Raw genomic sequence first — 19,334 nt, 5'->3', positions numbered from 1 at the left:
TTGGTTAGCATGATGAAGACTGTGTAGAGGACTCTGTAACTTATTTCTGTATTTCATAAAAAGGGGAAAGCCTGTGGCGCCAACGACTCAACCCGATGAGAAGAAGACCGATGACTACGGCATCGAGCGTGCTAATGCCGATGAGCCGGGCGCGGTAGATAAAGTCCGCGAGAAGTCCGGTTTTATCGACCACATCATGAAGATGCTGGACCGCTACGGCAGCCAGGGCGGAAACCAGTTCGCGGCCGGAATTACGTATTTCTCGGTTCTGGCTATCTTCCCCATCTTCATGCTCACGGTGGCAGCCATCGCCACCGTGTTGGCCAATCGCCCCGATCTCATGCAGCAACTGGAGGAGCAGATCGCGAACTCCGTGTCTGGCGATCTGGGGGATTCGATTACGCAGATTCTGCATACCGCGATTGAACAGCGCGGCGCGATGTACGGCATCGGTGGCCTGACTACCCTGTGGTCCGGGCTGGGCTGGATGAACAACCTGCGCATTGGCATTTCGGCGATGTGGATGCAGGATCCGACTGACGCCCCGGGCAACTTTGTGACCAAGAAGCTCAGCGATCTGCTGGGGCTCATCGGCCTGCTCGTGGCCATGGTTATCGCCTTCGGCGTGACGGCGGCGGGTTCTTCCGGACTGACCCAAAAGATTTTCGAGTGGGTCGGTATTGAGTCTTTCCCTGGCATGGGCGCAGTGCTGGTTGTGGCCGGTATCGTCATCGGCCTTATCGCCAACTTCCTCGTCTTCTGGTGGATGGTGGCCTTCCTGCCGCGCACGAAGGTTCCCACCAAGTCGGGACTGATGGGCGCGGCCATTGGTGCGGTGCTCTTTGAGGTAATCAAGCAGCTGTCCACCGTCATCATGTCCTCCGCGGCGGGCAACCCGGCAGGCGCCGTGTTCGGCCCCGTAATCGTCCTCATGGTGGTCATGTACTTGGTCTGGCGCGTCGTCCTGTACGTCTCCGCATGGACGGCCACCACCGAGGAATCCCTCGAGCTGCTCGTGCCGCCCGTCCCAGACCAGGCTGTCATCCGCGTCCGCAACGAGATCCGCCAGGGCCCGAACCCGGGCGTGACCCTGGGCGCCGGTGCCGCCCTGGGCGCAGCCGCAGCTGGTGCCTGGGCCCTGCTGCGCCGAAAGTAGGGTGGGGATGCTACCAGCGTCTTTTGCCCCGAACCTGTACGAGCACTTCAGCCTCGATTCACGCGCGACCTCACGAGAACTGGGCGTGCAGTTGGCGGCTGCCGACGCTCACCTCGAAGGCCTCGGCTACCTCCCCGAAGCCCCAGAGCGCGAGGAGCTTGCCGTTGCCTCCCGCATTCTATGCGAGCCTTCCTCCCGCGCCAGCTATGACCAAAAGGTCGAGTCCGGCGCCCAGCTCACGTGGGCGCAGCTGGAGGATTACGCGACTACCGGCCGGTGGGGTGAGAGCGCGCACGCCCCAACGTCAACTCCGCCCCGCGATGATGCGCGGCGCGCCTCTCCTGGCAACCGCGTGCTTATGGCCGTCATTGACTACTTTCTCGCGGCCCTCGTGGTGTCCTTCATCGTCGGCTTTGGCTTTACCAACCCGGATGATAATTCGGTGTGGATCGTCAGCATCTCCAGCATCTTCACGGTGGCTTACTACATCTGTTTCGAGGTCCTCGCTGGCGCAACACCCGCGAAGCTCATCGGCGGGTACACCGTGCGTGATGTCACGACGCACGAGAAGCTCACCTGGCAGCAGAGCATTAGGCGCAACTGGTGGCGCGTGGCCTCCCTCGTGCCGCTCATTGGGCCGCTGATCGCCTTTTTTGGTGCCCTCTACGTGGTGACCACGATTGGGGCCAAGAACCAGCTGCGCGGCCAGCACGACATCATGGCTAACGCCGAAGTAGTGAAAAAGTAGCAACCACTACGACGAGGAGCGCGACGAGCCCCGCCACCATCCAGCCAATCCAGCCCTGCGAGCCTTCGAAGGACGAAGACTCCGCAGCCACCTCCGCGGTGGCGGGCGCAGCCGGGGTGGTGGGAGCCGGGCTCGTAACCGCAGACTCCGCGGGCTCTTCCTTTCCGGCTGCGAAGTCATCTAGGTGCCCGACGCCATCGCCGGCGCGGACGTCGGAGGCTTCGTCGAGAAGCATCTGCGCCTGCTCCCAGGCGCGGAACCCATGCTCGACGGTCGTATCGAGGAGAACCGCCTGGAGGCGGCGCCCATCGCGGTCGATAGCGCCGACGAAGGTATGGTGTGCGTCCTCGGTATAGCCCGTCTTGCCGCCGATGCCATCCGGGTCGTTGAGGAACAGCCCATTGTCGTTCCACAGCTCATAGCCGGGCATGTCACCCCAGCCGGGAAACTCCACGTGCTCGGTGTCGACGATGCGCGCGAAGGTGTCGTTGGCAAAAGCCGTGCGGTAAATCAGCGAGATATCCGCCGCGGACGTCGACATGCCTGCCGCGTCCAGCCCCGAGTAGCTCGCCGCCACCGTCGAGCGCGTGCCAATCTCCTGTGCCTTCGCGTTGACCTTCTCCAGCGCCTCCTCATCCCCGCCAACAGCCTGCGCGAGGGCATGCGCGGCGTCGTTGCCGGAAGCCATGAGCAAACCCTGCAGAAGCTGCTTCACGGTGTAGACCCCATCGGGGCCAAGGCCGACGGCGGAGCCTTCGACGGAGGCGTCGTCAAGCGTGGCGGTGATGCGCTGGTCGAGGGGTAGCTCCTCGATGACCACGAGCGCTAGCAGCGCCTTGATGATGGAGGCCGGGCGGTAGCGCCCATTGGGATCCTTCATGGCGATGATTTCGCCGGTGTCCAGGTCACTGACCATCCACGCCGACGCCACCACGTCCTTATTGACCCGAAAACCGCGCGGAGCGGTCACGCCGCACGCAGCACCCTCAACCGCGGGAAGGGGAGTGGGTGCTGCCTGGCCGGGAGCCAACCGCTCCGAGGTGGTCGTCGGTTCCTCGGGAACGAGGGAGTGCGGGCAGGAGTCGGTATCCGGCGCGGTGGTGCGCGTGGGCGACGTTGACTCTTCCTCCTCTGCGAACGCCGGCGGGGTGGCGGCTAGGGCGAGGGCAGTGAGGATCGCGGGGACATGTTTCATAGCGTGCTTAATCCTAGACCGCGTCCTAGGATGATCGTCATGCATGACGCACCTCTGATTAGCCCCGAAAATAAAGACTCCGGCGCCGAGATTTTCGTCGGCCTGCCCAAGGTGACTCTCTTCGCGCCGTTGCCCACGGATGCTTCCACCCCAGAGGAGCTCCGCGCGGCCACGCACGCTGTTGTGCAGGCGCTTGCCGACGACCACGTGGTCTACGCCGAGCTCCGCCTGCGCCCCAGCGTCTTCCCCTTCGACGCGGCCGAGGCCCTCGCCGCCGTGCAGGAAGGACTGGACGTTCCTGGAATCGATGCCCGGCTTATCGTCGAGGACGATGCCAGCGAGGCCGCGGTTGGCGTGGCGCTGACCGAGCTGTCCGCGGCTGAGAAGCTCCGCGCGGATTTCATCCCGTGGGAGCGCGATGTCGATTCTTATGAGGATGCCGTGGCTGCAGTGCAGGCGGGTGCCACGCGCTTGGTGCACGCTACTGATCTTGTCGATGACTTCAGCGCGGATCTCGACGGCGTTCGCCCAGGCAAGGCCTCTGCGTGGGTGCGGGATCGCCGCATCGCGCTGACCTTCGCGCCGCTGGAGGAGCTGCCCGCAGAGGAGTTGGCTGATCACCCTCTGCCGCTGCTGCAGCAGCTCGGCTTTACCTGCACGGTGGCGGGGGAGAAGCTCAGCGACGTCTTCTTGGCCCTGAGCGAGACCTTTGGCTATGGGCTGGAGGAGTTCTTCGACCTCACCATCAAGGCGATTGAGAACTCTTTTGCCAGCGAAGAGGACCGCCAGCGCCTCATCGAGCAGAAGATTCTGCCCGCGTACGAGGAGCTGGCGGATCCGGAATTCGCGGAGGACGCTTCCGAGACAGAAGAAGCGGAAGAAGAGACTGAGTCCTCCGACTAGAAACTAAAAGCGGGAGAAGCGCTTCGTCAGCATCTCCTCCAGGCCCTTCCAGGACTCCGCGTGCTCGGTGTAGGGCTTGGAGGGAACGTAGCCTGCGTGCTCGGTGGAGCCGAGCATGTAGCCCAGGTAGTCCTGGAATCGCGGGTTCTGCAGCATGTAGGAGTTGATGGAGTCATCCCCGGACCAGTCGGCAGCATCGGCGCAGACTTCGTAGCAGCGACCCATCTGATCCGTATCGACCGCCTCCGGGCCCTTCTCAATGTCACGCACGATGCCGTTGAAGTTGTACTGGTTATCCGGGTGAACCGTGACCTCCAGCTCACCGGCGTTCGCTGCGGCAACGACCTCCTCCCAGGTGGAGACCTTGGCCAAGTCGTGGTCGTCATTTTCCATGATCCAGCGCACGAGCACCTTGGAGCTGGGGAAGGTGAAGATCTCGCCCCACTTGCCCAGGAACACTGGCTTGCCGTCGAGGTAGGTGCGCAGGGTGTAGACAGTCCTTTGGTCGGCGGTGATCTTTACCGGGTCGATGCCTGCGGCTGCCCACGGGGAGCTGTCATAAGGATCTGCCGATTGTGCGGCGGCCTTGCGCTCTTCTTCGGCCTTTTTGCGTGCTTCCTCCGCCGCTTCGGTGGCGGAGGAAATGCGGGTGGCGGCGCTCGTGGTTGCATCCTGGGTGAAATCAGAAGAAGGAACGACCTTGACCACCTTGTCGAGGTCTTCGATCACTGCGCGCCAGTTGCTGTGGATAACGCGGCCCACGCCGGACCACTCGCTCATGCCCTGGTCGCCGGCGTAGTGATCTGCACCGCGGGCAGGGTTGCGCAGGATGGAGTGCGAAGCGAAGAAGATGACGGTGTGCTCGGCGCCGCTGACCTCTGCCAGCGAGTGCGCAATCTCCAAGCAACGCGCGACCGTGGAGACGTTCTCGTGGCTCGGGCGGCCAGCGAGGTACTTCGGCATGCCGACGAGGTCGTACACGTGCTTCTTTTCAGGAACCACGCGGTCCGCCGCTTGGGAGTTGAACACTTCCCACTTGGGGTGATCGAGCAAGTCATGCTTCGTCCCCGACTCGAGGAAGCACAGCATCTCGGCTTCCGTTTTAAAGAGCAGGACAGACTCGTCATCACCGAGAAAGGCCTGCCACTCGGAGCCGTTCTGGCGCCACTTTGGCGCCCATAGGGTATAAAAATCGCCCTCGGAAAGGGAGAGTTGGATAGGGACAATAGCGCGGGTGTTCATGGGGAAACAGTCTACCCTGTGGGCCTCCAGAAGCCTTTGAAAGCCATCCCCATGTTGTTGGTGCGCAATGGATTGGTTTGCACGGGGCTTCCGGCCTCCACCATCTGCCCGTCGCCGGAGTACATAGCCACGTGCCCATCCCACACGATGAGGTCACCGGGTTGCAGCTCCTCCGCGCTGACCTGTCGGCCCACGGTCTGGCTTTCAGCGGTGCGCGGCAGTTCCACGCCGGCCTGGCGCCAGGCCCATTGGGTGAGTCCTGAGCAGTCGAAACTACCGTTGCCGGTTCCGCCCCAGCCATAAGGAGTCCCCACCTGGGATAGCGCTGCTTGTGCTGCGGCCTGTCCCTGCGTGGTTGCCCCGTTCTCCGCCGCCGGGGCGACGAGCGCGTGGCGCGCCGTGCTTTCCTCCTGGGGGCCGCGCACCGAAGGTTGGACCGCGCGCTGGCCGATGGGAACGAGGGGAGCCGCCGCCTGCAGGAGTTCGCCGGCTAAGTGCTTCAAGCGCTGCAGTGCCTTGCCAACGTACTCCATAGCGAGAGCCTGCAAAGCTGAGCGTGCCGCGGCCTGTGCCGCCGGGTTCGGAATGAGCAGCCCCAGAGCTATAGGTAACCCGCGCTGGAGTAGCTCGAAGCCCAGTCCGATGAGTTCCCTGACGGCCGCTGAAATCAGCCCGCGCGCGGAAGCCAGAGCTGAGCGGGCCGTGGAAAGATCCTCAGTGGCTTGGCGGGCGGTGTCCAACAGCGCTCGCGGATCACCGTGCGCTATCTCCGCGAGGGGTCCCGCGGCAGTGAGATCGGGCACAGTGGGCAGGGAGACGTCGGGAAGCTGCGCCGGCTGCATCCGCGCAATCTGAGCTATCGCTGATTCCAACATCACAGACCTCCACACGCGCTCGCGAGGGCACTATCGGTCTCCTCGGCTTCCCGCGCCATGCGGAAGCTGGACTCTGCCACCGCCCCGGCATCGGCTCTGACCTGGGCAAGGCGTGCTGTGAGATTCTCCATGGCGGCGTTGAACGCACTGCTAAAGCCGTCCACGACCGGCTCTATCGGTAGCTCGGGAGAAGGAGCGGGAGAGGCCTGAGAGACAGTGGCAAGTTCGTGGGCTAAGCGGCGAGTGTGTTCAGTATCAATGGTGAAAGTATCGAAGCTAGTCATGCCTTATTAGACTTCACCGCCCGCTGATCGGTTCCCGACCAATTCTTATACAGTGAAGGACATGGATATCCACGTAGTAGACCACCCCCTCGCCACGTCCCGGCTGACCCTCATGCGCGATGCCCGCAGCGACAACGCCGCCTTCCGCGCTGCCTTGCGAGATCTGGGCACCATGCTTGTTTATGAGGCGGCGCGCGACCTGCCCGTTGAACACTTTGAGTGCGTCACACCCGTCGCCACGGCCGACGGTACTCGCCTGCAGGATCCGCCGATCATCGTGCCCATTATCCGCGCTGGCCTGGGCATGATTGATCCGGCACTGTCCATGATCCCGGATGCCCAGGTGGGCTTCATTGGCATGGCGCGCGATGAAGAAACCCACGAGCCGGTGCCTTACCTGGAAGCCCTGCCGGAGGATCTCAGCGGTCGGAGTGTCTTCGTGGTTGATCCAATGCTGGCCACGGGTGGTTCCCTCCTGCACTCCCTGAAGCTCCTGGCAGATCGCGGCGCTACCGACATCACGGCAATCTGCATGGTCTCCGCGCAGCCGGGCGTTGATGCGCTGGCCAACTCGGGGCTGCCAGTCCGCTTGGTCACCGCAGCGATTGATCCCTCCCTCAACGAGGACGCCTACATCGTCCCGGGCCTTGGCGATGCCGGCGATCGCCTTTACGGTCCCCGCAATATCGACCTGTAGCGAAACCGTCGGACAGGGCAGACCGCTCAGTATATCTGGCGCGTGACCTGCCCGACTAACTGAACCGCATGGTCTAGTTGTAGACTCTTCCCAGTAGGAAACCACGGAGGAGGAAGCAGTGATCTCGGACTACGTCAGTGAGTGGTTCAGTAACCACCGCGCGGAGGTCATCGCGTGGCGCCGCCATATCCACCGCCACCCGGAGACCTCCAATAACGAGGTGGAAACCACCCGCTTCCTGTCCCGCACCCTGCGCGAGTACGGTTTGGAGCCGCAGCTTTTCCCCGAAACCGGCCTCATGGTGGACATCGGTCCCGATACGGAACTCGGGCGCCTGGCCTTCCGCGCCGACATCGACGCGCTTCCTGTCACCGAGGTCACCGGCCTCGAATACACCTCCGAGGTGCCCGGCGTCATGCATGCGTGTGGGCACGACATGCACACCACCATCGCCCTTGCTACGGCCTGCGCCTTGGCGGACCTCAACCGCGAGCACCCACTGGACTTCGGCGTCCGCGTCATCTTCCAGCCCGCTGAAGAGGTGTGGGTGGGCGGTGCCACCGACGTCATTGAATGGGGTGCGCTCGACGGGGTGAACTCTATCTTTGCCGTCCACGTGGAACCGAAGCTGCGCGTCGGGCGCATCGGCGTCCGCGCCGGGGCGATCACCTCGGCCACCGATGTTGTGGAAATTAACGTCTCTGGCCCGGGCGGGCACACGTCACGCCCGCACTTGTCGGCAGACGTCGTCTATGCCCTGGGCAAGCTGCTGACGGATCTGCCGGGCTTGCTCTCGCGCCGCGTCGATCCGCGCACCGGCACCGTTTTGGTGTTTGGCCAGGTGAATTCGGGTTATGCCCCGAACGCGATTCCCGAGACCGGTTCTGTGTCCGGCACGATGCGCACGGCGGACATTGGCATTTGGCGCGACATGCAGCAGCTCTTCTCCGAGCTCGTCGAGCAGGTTCTCGCTCCCTTGGGGGTCGAGCACGAGATGGTCTATCACCGTGGGGTTCCGCCCGTGCTTAACGACGACGTCTCCACCGCCCTCCTCGCCAGCGCTGCCCAGGCCATCGACCCGCAAGCCGTGGTTCAGGCCCCGCAGTCCTCGGGCGGCGAAGACTTCTCGTGGTACCTAGAGAAGGTCCCCGGCTCCATGGCCCGTTTGGGCTGCTGGTCTGGTGAAGGAGAGCAGCACGATCTCCACATGGGGGATTTGGCGCCTGATGAGCGGGCTATCGGCGTGGGTGTCAAACTCTTTGGTTCCGTAGCAGAACAGTTCGCCAACGTGGAGGATTAAGCGCCTAAGCACTACACTGTGACAAGGATTTCCCAGAGTTCTTATAGGCAGAATTTTAAAAAAGGAGCGACAGTGTCACAGGAAGCCCCCCGCATCGTAATTATCGGCGGTGGCCCCGCAGGCTACGAGGCTGCGACCGCCGGCGCCAAGTACGGCGCGCACATTACGTTGGTTGAGGAACAGGGCCCGGGTGGCTCCTCCGTTCTCTTGGACTGCGTGCCCTCGAAGTCTTTCATCGCTGGCGCCAACATTCGCACCGACTTCCGCCGCGCGGATGATATGGGTCTGAACCACCAGCTCGGCTCGCTGCAGCTGAGCCTGGAGGCCCTCAACGGCCGCGTGCAGGCGCTGGCTGCTAACCAGTCCCGTGACGTCCGTGCGGGCCTAGAGAAGATCGGCGTCAAGGTCATCGATGGGCGCGCTGCCTTCTCCGAGGATCAGCACGGTGTGAAGGGGGCAGCGCACAAGATCGACGTCACCCACAAAGATGGCACCACTGAGATCCTCGACGCGGACCTCGTCCTCGTTGCTACCGGTGCCACCCCGCGCATCCTGCCGGGCGCGCAGCCGGACGGCGAGCGCATCCTCACCTGGCAGCAGGTCTATGACCTCAAGGAGGAGCCGGAGCACCTCATCGTGGTGGGTTCCGGTGTGACCGGTGCGGAGTTCGTTTCTGCTTTCGCGGAGATGGGAGTGCGCGTGACCATGGTGGCGTCCCGCGACCGCATTCTGCCGCACGATGATGCTGACGCTGCCGACGTCCTCGAGACCGTCCTGGCTGAGCGTGGCGTGGAGCTGGAGAAGAACTGCCGCGTGGAGACGGTCTCCCGCACAGAAGACGGCAACGTCGTGGTCAAGACTCAGGATGGCCGCGAGATCCACGGTTCCCACGTCATCATGTCCATTGGTTCCATCCCGAACACCAAAAACCTCGGCTTGGAGCACGTTGGTGTGGCCACCACGCCGTCCGGTCACATTGAGGTTGACCGCGTCTCCCGCACCAACGTGGCCGGCATCTATGCCGCCGGCGATTGCTCCGATCTGTTCCCGTTGGCTTCCGTTGCTGCGATGCAGGGCCGCATCGCCATGTACCACTCCCTGGGTGAGGGTGTGTCCCCGCTGCGCTTGAAGACTGTGGCAACCGCCGTGTTTACCCGCCCAGAGATCGCTGCCGTGGGCTTCACCCAGGCAGAGATTGAGGCCGGTGAGGTCGCTGCCCGCACCGTCATGATGCCGCTGAACACCAACCCACGTGCCAAGATGCGCTCCCTGCAGCATGGCTTCGTTAAGCTCTTCTGCCGCGCTACCTCCGGCCGTGTCATCGGCGGCGTTATCGTCGCGCCGACCGCCTCCGAACTCATCCTGCCCATCGCCGTGGCGGTGACCAACCAGCTCACGGTGAACCAGCTGGCGGATTCCTTCGCGGTCTACCCGTCCCTGTCGGGCACCATCACGGAGGCGGCCCGCCGCCTTGTCGCCCACGACGACCTTGAATAGCGACCGCGAGTAAATCAGACCTGGCTCTGGTTTAGCTTCGGCTCGGATTTATAAGCCCAGTGTGCTCACGGCATGCTGGGCTTCTTCCATGGTGAACTTCTCGCCGTACTCGCTGGTGAGCTGATCGAGCAGCGCCGGGCCGGACATCGGCATCATCTCTTGGTAGTTTTCCGCTGCCTCGACGGCTTCGGCCATCCAATCAGCATTTGCCGTGTCCACGGCGTACTGTGCCTGTTCCGGTGTGAACTTCTCTCCGTACTCGGAGGTCAGCTGGTCATAGAGCTTGGCCTTGGAAAAGGCGGCGAAATCCACGTAGTGTTCGGCGGACTCGAGAGCCTCGGCATTCCAATCCACATCGAGCTGATCCATGGCGTACTGCGCCGCCTCCGGGGAGAATTGCGAGCCGTATTCGCTCGTGAGCTGGTCATAGAGCTTAGCCTCAGAGAAGGCAGAAAAGTCCACATAGCGCTTCGCCGCGCGCAGAGCATTCTTGTGCTCTGTGGGTACGGCGTTGTCATCGCTGCCAGTATCGCTTGCAGTGGATTCCACGTCAGCTGCGGCATTGTTGATATCGACGGCCGTGATGCTTGTGCTTGGCTCCGGTGCGGCGGTGTTGGTCGGGTCATCGCCGTCAGAACCCGCATTGAGGGCGACGCTGCCGAGCACCAATACCGCGATTGCCCCCGCGCCCCACTTGAGGCAGCCGCCTTTCTTCTTTTTCTTCGGTGCTGCCTGCCCTGAGGTTGGTTCCGGAGAGAACTGGGGAGCTGCATAAGGGTTGGACATGAGAGAGAACCTCCTGCATAGGTGAGTGAAGAGAACTCGGCGTGGTGCCGAACACGTCCTATAGTGGCAAGCCCACCGGACATCGCCGCAAGAGATTCGAAAGCCTAGGCGAAAATGAGAGAACTACGAGGTGGCGTATGCCGTCACCGGCGTGGCATTGAGGTCGAGGCTGACGGGCCGGCCCGCCTGCGGGAAGGCGCGCTGCGGGCACGCCGGGCGCGGGCAGGCGGCGCAGCCGGGGCCGATGGGGGTCGCCTCGGAAGGGGAGAGGTTGAGCGCGTCCGCGTAGACCACGCGATCCGCTTGTGCGATATCGCAGCCTAAACCCACGACGAATTCCTTGCGCGGCGTGCCCCAAGCCTGAGCTTGTCCTTGGACGAAGCGCGCGATCCATAAGTAGGTGTGGTCATCGGGCATCGAGGCCACCTGGCGCGTGATGCGGTTGGGCGTTTCAAACGCGCGGTGCACCACCCACAATGGGCAGGAGCCGCCGCTGCGGGCGAAGTGGAAAGCGGTGGAGGACTGGCGCTTGGAGATATTGCCCGCGCGGTCGGTGCGGATGAAGGAGAAGGGAACACCTTGGTGGCCGGGTCGCTGTAACGTCGCCAAGCGCTGCGCGGTGGTTTCGAAACCAGTGCCAAAGGCCGTCGCGATGACGTCGATGTCATAGCGCGTTTCCTCTGCGGTGGCGAGGAACTGGGTATAAGGCATGGTCACGGCGGCGGCAAAATACTGCGCGAGGCCCAGAGTGCCAATGGTCTGCGCTTCCTCGCCCGGCAATTCTGCGACGAGTTCCCCGCAGTGCTCCGAGTAGGCCAGCAGGCAGTACTGGAGCGCCATCTCAAAAACCAGCTGGGATTCCGTAAGGCCCGCGCGCAGGTGCAGCTCCCGGTTGTGGAAGGTGCGTCGGCGCGGGGACGAGGAGGAAAATCGCGTCGTAACACCGAACTCGTCTTGCAGGACGGAAGCCAAGCGCCCGCGGCGCAGAACTCGGTCCCCGAGCGAATCGGAAAGCTCCTCGGCAGCGATGTCGAGACTGTGGACGTAGTTGTGCGCGTCGTAAAAGAAGTCGCGGACCGCTTCGAAAGGGCCGGGTTCGGCGGGGGTGTGCGCGGCGGCGTCGACAAGCCGGGGCAGAAGTTCGGGGAAGCGCCCGCTGAGATCGGTAAGAGTTGCCTCAGATGCTTCGGGGAAGAGTTGGCGCAGCTCGGCGAGCGCACGCAGGTCACGGTCCCCAGCGAAGTAGGTGGCATCAACGCCGAAGCGTTGGGTCAGCTGCATGAGGACGGTGACGGTGAGCGGGCGCTGGTCATTTTCCAACTGATTGAGATAGCTGGTGGATAGCCCCAGCTGCTTCGCCATGGCGGCTTGCGTGAGGTGGCGTTCCTTGCGTAATGCGTGGATTCTCGCCCCCGCGTAGTGCTTGGTCACCGTCTGTTTCCTCCTAAAAAGCCTTCCTGCCTGGGGATTCCACAAGTTTTGCAAGTAACGCAAATCCCTGCAACAGATAGTCACAGTTTACACATGTGGCAGGGCGCATGGGCTGGGGTTAGTGTGATGCCTATCGCAATCGTTGTTCTTGTCTAGGAGGAGAACCCCTTTGATTAACCACGAAGTACGTACCCACAAGTCAGCCGAGAACTTCCCCATCGAAGAGCACCTCGCCTACAAGATCGCCAAGGTAGCCGCCGATCCCGTCGAGGTTCCGGCCGAGACCACCGAGATGATCATCAACCGCATCATCGATAACGCCTCCGTGGCCGTCGCTTCCGCCACCCGCCGCCCGGTTACCTCCGCCCGCGTCATTGCGCAGGCTCACCCGGTGCAGGAAGGCGGCGCCACCATCTTCGGTGTGGACGGCGCTTATTCCGCAGAGTGGGCAGCCCTAGCCAACGGCACTGCCGTGCGCGAGCTGGACTACCATGACACTTTCCTCGCCGCCGATTACTCCCACCCGGGCGATAACATCCCGCCGATTCTGGCCGTGGCACAGCACAAGGGGCTGACCGGCAAGGACCTCATCCGCGGCCTGGCTACCGGCTATGAAATCCAGGTCAACCTGGTTAAGGGCATCTGCCTCCACGAGTGGAAGATCGACCACGTGGCGCACCTCGGCCCCTCCGTCGCCGCGGGCCTCGGCACCATGCTGAACCTCGACGTCGAGACCATCTACCAGGCCATCGGCCAGGCGCTGCACACCACCACCGCTACCCGCCAGTCCCGCAAGGGCCTCATCTCCTCCTGGAAGGCTTATGCACCGGCCTTTGCCGGCAAGATGGGCATCGAGGCAGTGGATCGCTCCATGCGCGGCGAGGGCGCCCCGGCCCCGATTTGGGAAGGTGAGGACGGCTTCATTGCGTGGATGCTGCACTCCCCGGAGCGCACCTACACCGTCCCGCTGCCGGCGGAGGGTGAGGAAAAGCGCGCCATCCTGGACACCTACACCAAGGAGCACTCCGCGGAATACCAGGCGCAGGCCCCGATCGACATGGCCTTTGCCCTCAAGAAGACCCTCGCAGAGAAGGGCCTGAAGACGGAGGACATCGAGTCCATCGTCCTCCACACCTCGCACCACACCCACTACGTCATCGGTACCGGCGCCAACGACCCGCAGAAGATGGATCCGAACGCCTCCCGCGAGACCCTGGACCACTCCATCATGTACATCTTCGCCGTGGCCCTCCAGGACGGCGAGTGGGACTACGAGACCTCCTACTCTGACGAGCGCAAGCACCGCCAGGACACCATCGACCTGTGGCACAAGATTTCCACCGTCGAGGACCCGGAATGGACCCGCCGCTACCACTCCAACGACCTGGAGGAGAAGGCTTTCGGCGGCAAGGCCGTCATCACCTTCAAGGACGGCACCGTAATTGAGGATGAGCGCGCGGTGGCCGACGCCCACCCGCTCGGCGCCCGCCCCTTCGGCCGCGAGGAGTACATCAACAAGTTCAAGAAGCTCGCCGCCGGCAAGGTGTCGGAGGAGGAGCAGGAGCGCTTCCTCGCTGCCGCCCAGAACCTGGAAAACCTCACCGACCTGAGCGAGCTCAACGTTCGCCTCACCGTCGAGGCCATCTCCACCGCACCCGAGACCCCGAAGGGACTGTTCTAAATGGCTGGCCTATTTGGCTCCACTATCAGCAATGCCGACAAGCGCAAGAGCTTCCGCGAGGCGCTGAACGCACCGGAAATCACCACGCTGCCGGGTGCTTTCAACCCGCTGACTGCGCGCCTTATTCAGGACATCGGTGGCTTCGGCGGCGTCTACGTCTCCGGCGCGGTGCTGGCCAATGACCTGGGCCTGCCCGACATCGGCCTGACCACGCTCACCGAGGTAGCGCAGCGCGCCGGGCACATCGCTCGCGCCACGGACTTGCCGGTGCTTGTCGACGCTGACACCGGCTTCGGCGAACCCATGTCCGCCGCCCGCACCGTCGCCGCACTGGAGGATGCCGGCCTGGCCGGCTGTCACCTCGAAGACCAGGTCAACCCGAAGCGCTGCGGCCACCTCGATGGCAAGGAAGTGGTGCCGACGGATCTCATGGTCCGCCGCATCACTGCCGCGGTCAACGAGCGCCGCGATGAGAACTTCATCATCTGTGCCCGCACCGATGCCGCCGGCATCCACGGCATCGATGAGGCCATCGAGCGCGCCAAGGCCTACGCCGACGCCGGTGCAGACCTCATCTTCACCGAGGCCCTGTACTCGCCCGAGGACTTCGAAAAGTTCCGCGCCGCCGTGGATACCCCACTGCTGGCCAACATGACCGAGTTCGGCAAGACCGAGCTGCTGTCGGCTAAGCGCATTGAAGACTTGGGCTATAACGCCGTCATCTGGCCGGTGTCCACCCTGCGCGTGGCCATGGGCGCTACTGAGGAATTCCTGCGCGACATGCAGGAAACCGGACTGCAATCCGAAGAGTGGCTCGAGCGCATGCAGCACCGCTCCCGCCTCTATGAGCTGGTGCGCTACGACGAGTACAACGCCTTCGACCAGAGCGTGTTCACGTACTCCAAGGACAGCTACAAGCCCACCTTTGACTAAACCCCACGGCCTAGAACTCAATCTAGACCCCTATAAAAGGAGAAAAACACCATGTCTGAAACCCCAGAGATCCGCAAGGGCCTGTACGGCGTTGTCGTCGACGAGACCGCCGTGTCCAAGGTTGTCCCGGAGACCAACTCCCTGACCTACCGTGGCTACCCGGTGCAGGAGCTGGCCCGCTACTGCTCCTTCGAGGAGGTTGCTTACCTGCTGTGGAACGGCGAGCTGCCGACCCAGGATGAGCTGGTCCGCTTCTCCGCTCGTGAGAAGGCGCTGCGCCACCTGGACCGCCACCTCATCGACCTGATCACCTCCATGCCGAAGTCCTGCCACCCGATGGACGTTCTGCGCACCGCGGTCTCCTTCATCGGCTCCCAGGACCCGGAGGAGTACACCAAGGATTCCGAGCACATCCGTCGCACCGCGCTGGAGCTCATGGCGAAGCTGCCGACCATCGTTGCACTCGACATCCGCCGTCGCCGCGGTGAGGGGTACATCGAGCCTTCCCGCAAGAAGGGCTTTGCGGAGAACTTCCTGTGGATGGTCTTTGGCGAAGAGGAAGGCTCGCCGGCCCTGTCGCGCTCCGATATCGAGGCCTTTGATAAGTCCCTCATCCTCTACGCCGAGCACTCCTTCAATGCCTCCACCTTCGCTGCCCGCGTGGTGACCTCCACGATGTCGGATACTTACTCCGCTGTTACCGCGGCTATCGGCGCGCTCAAGGGCCCGCTGCACGGTGGTGCGAACGAGGCCGTGATGAAGAACTTCCTCGAGGTCGGTGACCCCGCCAAGGTAGAGGAGTGGACGCTGAACAAGCTCAAGAACAAGGAGCTCGTCATGGGCTTCGGCCACCGCGTGTACAAGAACGGCGACTCCCGCGTTCCGACCATGGAGGCCGCCTTCCGCGAGCTCGCCAAGGACCACGGCCAGGAGCAGTGGGTGGAGATGTACGAGAAGATGGCTAAAACCATGTATGAGAACACCTCCATCAAGATCCAGCCGAACTTGGACTTCCCGGCTGGCCCCGCCTACCACATCCTGGGCTTCGACATCGAGTTCTTCACCCCGATCTTCGTGATGGCCCGCATCACCGGCTGGACCGCACACATCGTGGAGCAGAATGAGAGCAACTCCCTCATTCGCCCGCTGTCTGCCTACAACGGCAAGGAGCAGCGCTCCGTTCCGCCGAAGCAGATTTAATTAGCGGTTGCGCTTGACGCTGGGCGCTGCACGTAGCGAAGGCATGTCATGCCAACGCCACTTGCAGCGCCCAGTGTTATTGCGCCTGCGGCAACAAGAAGAGCCTTCCAATCGATGGCGAATGTGAGGCCATCTCCCATTGCGTAAACCATTCCGGCGAGTGGGAGGATTCCAGCGAGACAGCCAGAAATGATCGCAACACATGTCAGTGTGGCCGTCGTGAGTACAACGATTCTTAGGTGCCAGGAAGAATCGAGGCCTAGTACTTTGAAGGTGGTCTCGATTGCTTCGGTAGCGCGAGCAAGTTGCCGCGAGAAAACAAAGGTTACGGCTAACGCGCTGAGCAGCGCGGCCGCCAAGCTGATGTAGAATGCCCGCGGTGTCGAAGAGGTTTGAACCAGTGGCAGTAGTACGAGCTCGTGGGGGATATGGGCTCGTGCAGCGCTATCAAGAAAGCGCTTTTCTTCGTCTTCTTTGAGCCCCGTAAAGACCCACTGTGTCCCACGTGCCGGTGCGTTGAGTTTCTGCGCCGTGGATTCGAGGATAAACCCTCCAGCTAGTTTCTCCCAGTGAGGTCCGAAATCCGTGCTCAGCGCTGGAAGTGATGTAGGGTCCGAGTTTCCGCTTGTGCCGATTGAAACGTGCTCATGGTTGATGAATCGGTTATCGCGGACCAAAGCTCCGGTCTTAAGAACATCTTTTTCATGGTCCGTGAGCTCTCGGCCTAAGAGCTGCTCTACGTCATGAACGGATTCGACGGTCAGTACGCCAAAGGTTCCCGACATCTCTGTGGGCATGTCTAGCGTGGCCTGGACATAAGAGACTCGAACTGGGGCGGGAACGCCCAACGCGTGGGCCACGTGCTGAACGGAATCAGCGTTTGTGGCTAGGCCGTCATCTGTTTTTTCTAGAACATGTGCCTGGTTTGGGGCGATTGTTGACGTCAAGCTGTCGTTTTCACTGGCTGTAAAACTGGCCGACATTGAACTACTGAACACTGCGGTTCCCATGCACAGGACCAACAACGCCAGACCCGTACCAATGAGTTGACGGTGTTTCTCGGCAAATCTAAGAGCCACGCCTGCTGGAGTGTAGGGCCGACTGGTTCGCGGACATTGTGCGAGAAGAAGGGAAAAGACGATGCACAATGCCACGGTTGGCAATGGCGCCCAGGTTTCGAACACGTCGGGCCCCAGCAGTGCTGAAGCGACCGTGAAGAGTGCGGCCACAAGGACAATAGCAATCGCACTCCAACGCAAGAATGATGCCGATAAGGCCGGCAGCGGGATGTCTTTCCAGAACGGATGCGGCTGGGTCGACGGCGCGGTGGCAATACCGCCAATCAGGAGTGCTGCTAGCGAGCTAGCGAGAAGAAGCACTAACCATTTCCACGGAATGAGGACTCCAGGATCAGGCAACCCTGCAAGTCCCGAAATGAAAGGGCGCACGCATTGCGCCAGGCCTGCACCTACAACGAGGCCTAAGACGGAGTACATCAGGGCTGAACGAAGCAGGGTGGATGTGCTGGACTTCCACAACAGGAAGGGGGAGATCCCTAGCTCGAAGAACCGCCGGTTCAACGGGTGAAGAACTAGGTACGTGACTCGCCACAAAAAGAGGATCAAAGCACACGGTATGACAACGGCAAACAGGCCGAAGAAGAAGGAATAGCTATCGGCGAATCCTGAAGGCGGCGTTGCGAGCAGGCTTTCGCGGGTGAGGAGTGAGGTCGAAAAGGCGTCGTCAAGCGCGGCGTGATCGACGAGGTTTGTAGTTTCGAGCTGACTGCTAATGAAGTCGGTGAGCTCGGCAGGAGTCGTTCCTTCGGAACCGAACACAATCGGCCGGACCGAAGCGGAGGTCATGGAATAAGCGTCGGCGTCGATGGTGTTCCATGTTCCCGATGCGCCGTACACCGCTTTCTCCTGGCTGTGGAAGGAATTCGATACAACGCCAACGATGCGGAGCGGTAGCGTGCCGTTGAATGCAGTTGTGTTCTCTCCGAGGCTAAGGTTAACGTCCTCAGTGACGATTACTTCCCCGGGGGCGCTTGGCCAATGGCCCTGAACCAATGCCAACCCAAAATCGGGAGCTTGCTCTTCCCAGTGAGACTCCTTGTAGACAAGGGAAGCTGATGGATTGCTATCGACATAGAGATCGTAAGTCTCGAGTTGGGTAGTAAAGCCCCTCTCTGGGGAATCAAGTTGCGGCAGCGTCTGTTCAACCACGCCCGCCCGCGTGTACACAGGCACGTCCACCCGCACGGCGTTGTTTCCCAATTCTGACTGCGCCTTCTGCTGCGGGGACAACATCATGAAGAGATCAGCCGAGACAGCAAATGCGAATAATCCTAAGCACACTGCGATTGCCGCTGCGCCGAAACGATACCGTTTCGAAGAATGCACGACTTTCGTGATTAGTTCATTGAGCATTCGGGGCTGCTTTCCCAAGCTGGCCGTCGATCAGCGTGTAGGCCGTGCTGCAATAGTCGAGCATGATGGGATCGTGACTGGTCGCTATCACGGTTGTGCCAGTTGATGCCAGCTTCTTGAAGAGTCGAAAAATGCCGTGCGAGTTTTCAGAATCGAGCGCAGCAGACGGCTCATCAGCCAAGAGAATTCGCCGTTTCCCAGACAGTGCTCGGGCGATTCCTACTCTTTGGCATTGGCCGCGCGACATCTCTGCGGGAAATCGTTGAGCGAGTTCTGCAAGTCCTACCTGGGTTAAGGCCTCGCAAGCCTTGTCGTGTGCCGTCGTCTCATCGAATCCCGCTGCAGCAAGCACAAGCATGACATTTTCGAGCGCTGTGAGTTCATTCATCAACAGGTCGTCTTGATAGACGAAGCCGATTGTGTTGCGGCGCAAGGCGAGTAGTTCCTTGGGAGCAGCGGTGGATACACAGGTATCGAAGACCGAGATTGAGCCTTCATCGATAGGTAGAAGACCTGCAACCGCGCGCAGGAGAGTTGTTTTACCGGAGCCGCTCTTTCCTGAAATGCCGAGAAACTCGCCTTCACCAGCTTCTAGGCTTGCGCCTTTGAGAACATGCGTGCGCTGGGCGCCTTCGCCTAAATACTTGTGGACGTTAGAAATGGTGACTGAGTTCATAAGCTCTTTTCTGTCTTCACCGTGCGGTCTTTGGAAGTGAAGGATGAAGTTGGTTCTTATGAACCTGATTGAAGGATAGAAACGGAGGGTAGAACATGTCAATAGGTTTATATTTTTTTAAAAGCGAAGTAACTCTTCTCCTATTTGGCCGCTGCATGTTTAAAGGGGGGAGGGGAGCTGTTCATGAAGGGGTGAGTCTTCTAGGGGTGTGCCTAGGAGTCTGGCGAGAACCTATTCGAAATCTGTTGACCGATATGTCGATTTCCGCCCGCGTTGTCGCCTCGGACACTATCCTTGT

17 protein-coding genes are annotated in these 19,334 nt (G+C 61.7%); 9 read left to right on the top strand and 8 right to left on the bottom strand.

Annotated features, from left to right (window positions below; all coding sequences use genetic code 11):
• Positions 1 to 73: 73 nt before the first annotated feature.
• Together HMPREF2565_RS10885 and HMPREF2565_RS10880 are read left to right on the top strand one after the other, a co-directional pair.
• Positions 74 to 1,156 carry a YhjD/YihY/BrkB family envelope integrity protein gene (locus HMPREF2565_RS10885; protein ID WP_049157256.1) on the top strand — a complete coding sequence of 361 codons (1,083 nt, stop codon included), beginning with the start codon at positions 74 to 76 and terminating at the stop codon, positions 1,154 to 1,156.
• Between the two features lie 7 nt (positions 1,157 to 1,163).
• Positions 1,164 to 1,904: an RDD family protein gene (locus tag HMPREF2565_RS10880; protein WP_071407354.1), complete on the top strand. Its 741-nt coding sequence runs from the start codon at positions 1,164 to 1,166 to the stop codon at positions 1,902 to 1,904.
• Here HMPREF2565_RS10880 and HMPREF2565_RS10875 read toward each other — a convergent pair.
• Entirely contained in the window at positions 1,879 to 3,099 is a 1,221-nt protein-coding gene (locus tag HMPREF2565_RS10875) for a D-alanyl-D-alanine carboxypeptidase family protein (protein ID WP_071407353.1), read from the bottom strand. The two genes, HMPREF2565_RS10880 and HMPREF2565_RS10875, sit on opposite strands and share 26 nt — an antisense overlap.
• Before the next feature lie 39 nt (positions 3,100 to 3,138).
• Here HMPREF2565_RS10875 and HMPREF2565_RS10870 point away from each other — a divergent pair, with 39 nt between their 5' ends.
• On the top strand, positions 3,139 to 4,002 hold the full coding sequence (locus HMPREF2565_RS10870; RefSeq protein WP_083306490.1) for an amidohydrolase family protein: 864 nt from the start codon (positions 3,139 to 3,141) through the stop codon (positions 4,000 to 4,002).
• Positions 4,003 to 4,005: 3 nt separating this feature from the next.
• Here the strand turns inward: HMPREF2565_RS10870 and HMPREF2565_RS10865 are convergent, their stop codons facing one another.
• The 3 genes from HMPREF2565_RS10865 to HMPREF2565_RS10855 are packed head-to-tail and all read right to left on the bottom strand — an operon-like array spanning position 4,006 to position 6,403.
• Positions 4,006 to 5,244, bottom strand: a complete 1,239-nt coding sequence (locus HMPREF2565_RS10865) for a hypothetical protein (protein ID WP_049157259.1) — start codon at positions 5,242 to 5,244, stop codon at positions 4,006 to 4,008.
• Between the two features lie 11 nt (positions 5,245 to 5,255).
• Positions 5,256 to 6,119, bottom strand: coding sequence for a C40 family peptidase (locus HMPREF2565_RS10860; RefSeq protein ID WP_070516020.1), 864 nt, complete (start codon positions 6,117 to 6,119; stop codon positions 5,256 to 5,258).
• Positions 6,119 to 6,403 carry a hypothetical protein gene (locus HMPREF2565_RS10855; protein WP_070680438.1) on the bottom strand — a complete coding sequence of 95 codons (285 nt, stop codon included), beginning with the start codon at positions 6,401 to 6,403 and terminating at the stop codon, positions 6,119 to 6,121. Before HMPREF2565_RS10855 ends, HMPREF2565_RS10860 begins: the two co-directional genes overlap by 1 nt.
• Positions 6,404 to 6,464: 61 nt before the next feature.
• On the opposite strand from HMPREF2565_RS10855, the gene upp reads away from it, so the two are divergent.
• The 3 genes from upp to HMPREF2565_RS10840 all read left to right on the top strand — a co-directional run bounded on the left by upp (position 6,465) and on the right by HMPREF2565_RS10840 (position 9,897).
• Complete coding sequence (gene upp / locus HMPREF2565_RS10850) at positions 6,465 to 7,100, top strand: uracil phosphoribosyltransferase (protein WP_046648363.1); 636 nt, start codon at positions 6,465 to 6,467, stop codon at positions 7,098 to 7,100.
• 118 nt (positions 7,101 to 7,218) lie between these two features.
• The gene (locus HMPREF2565_RS10845; protein WP_071407352.1) at positions 7,219 to 8,400 is read left to right on the top strand and encodes a M20 family metallopeptidase; all 1,182 of its coding nucleotides are present in this window, start codon (positions 7,219 to 7,221) and stop codon (positions 8,398 to 8,400) included.
• 72 nt (positions 8,401 to 8,472) lie between these two features.
• The gene (locus tag HMPREF2565_RS10840) at positions 8,473 to 9,897 is read left to right on the top strand and encodes an NAD(P)H-quinone dehydrogenase (RefSeq protein ID WP_049157263.1); all 1,425 of its coding nucleotides are present in this window, start codon (positions 8,473 to 8,475) and stop codon (positions 9,895 to 9,897) included.
• Positions 9,898 to 9,945: 48 nt separating this feature from the next.
• Here the strand turns inward: HMPREF2565_RS10840 and HMPREF2565_RS10835 are convergent, their stop codons facing one another.
• On the bottom strand, positions 9,946 to 10,683 hold the full coding sequence (locus HMPREF2565_RS10835; RefSeq protein ID WP_070546012.1) for an Ltp family lipoprotein: 738 nt from the start codon (positions 10,681 to 10,683) through the stop codon (positions 9,946 to 9,948).
• A 123-nt stretch (positions 10,684 to 10,806) separates the two neighbouring features.
• Positions 10,807 to 12,114 (bottom strand): short-chain fatty acyl-CoA regulator family protein, encoded by a 1,308-nt coding sequence (locus HMPREF2565_RS10830; RefSeq protein WP_071407351.1) that lies wholly within the window; start codon positions 12,112 to 12,114, stop codon positions 10,807 to 10,809.
• Positions 12,115 to 12,283: 169 nt separating this feature from the next.
• Between HMPREF2565_RS10830 and prpD the strand changes: the two genes are divergently transcribed.
• From prpD to HMPREF2565_RS10815, 3 genes are read left to right on the top strand one after another with little or no spacing between them, the layout of a single operon-like run.
• Positions 12,284 to 13,795, top strand: a complete 1,512-nt coding sequence (prpD, locus tag HMPREF2565_RS10825; protein WP_071407350.1) for a 2-methylcitrate dehydratase PrpD — start codon at positions 12,284 to 12,286, stop codon at positions 13,793 to 13,795.
• A complete protein-coding gene (gene prpB, locus HMPREF2565_RS10820) occupies positions 13,796 to 14,728 on the top strand; it encodes a methylisocitrate lyase (RefSeq protein ID WP_071407349.1) in 933 nt (310 codons plus the stop codon).
• A gap of 51 nt (positions 14,729 to 14,779) precedes the next feature.
• On the top strand, positions 14,780 to 15,928 hold the full coding sequence (locus HMPREF2565_RS10815; RefSeq protein WP_071407348.1) for a bifunctional 2-methylcitrate synthase/citrate synthase: 1,149 nt from the start codon (positions 14,780 to 14,782) through the stop codon (positions 15,926 to 15,928).
• Here the strand turns inward: HMPREF2565_RS10815 and HMPREF2565_RS10810 are convergent.
• Together HMPREF2565_RS10810 and HMPREF2565_RS10805 are read right to left on the bottom strand one after the other, a co-directional pair.
• Positions 15,925 to 18,360 carry a hypothetical protein gene (locus tag HMPREF2565_RS10810; RefSeq protein WP_071407347.1) on the bottom strand — a complete coding sequence of 812 codons (2,436 nt, stop codon included), beginning with the start codon at positions 18,358 to 18,360 and terminating at the stop codon, positions 15,925 to 15,927. The genes HMPREF2565_RS10815 and HMPREF2565_RS10810 overlap by 4 nt on opposite strands.
• Entirely contained in the window at positions 18,350 to 19,036 is a 687-nt protein-coding gene (locus HMPREF2565_RS10805) for an ABC transporter ATP-binding protein (protein ID WP_010189375.1), read from the bottom strand. The genes HMPREF2565_RS10810 and HMPREF2565_RS10805 overlap by 11 nt, the downstream gene beginning before the upstream one ends.
• Positions 19,037 to 19,334: the final 298 nt, after the last annotated feature.

This window comes from Corynebacterium sp. HMSC072A04 (genome assembly GCF_001809235.1).
GTDB classification, from domain to species: Bacteria; Actinomycetota; Actinomycetes; order Mycobacteriales; family Mycobacteriaceae; genus Corynebacterium; species Corynebacterium hiratae.
This window is presented reverse-complemented; position numbering and strand designations above follow the sequence as displayed.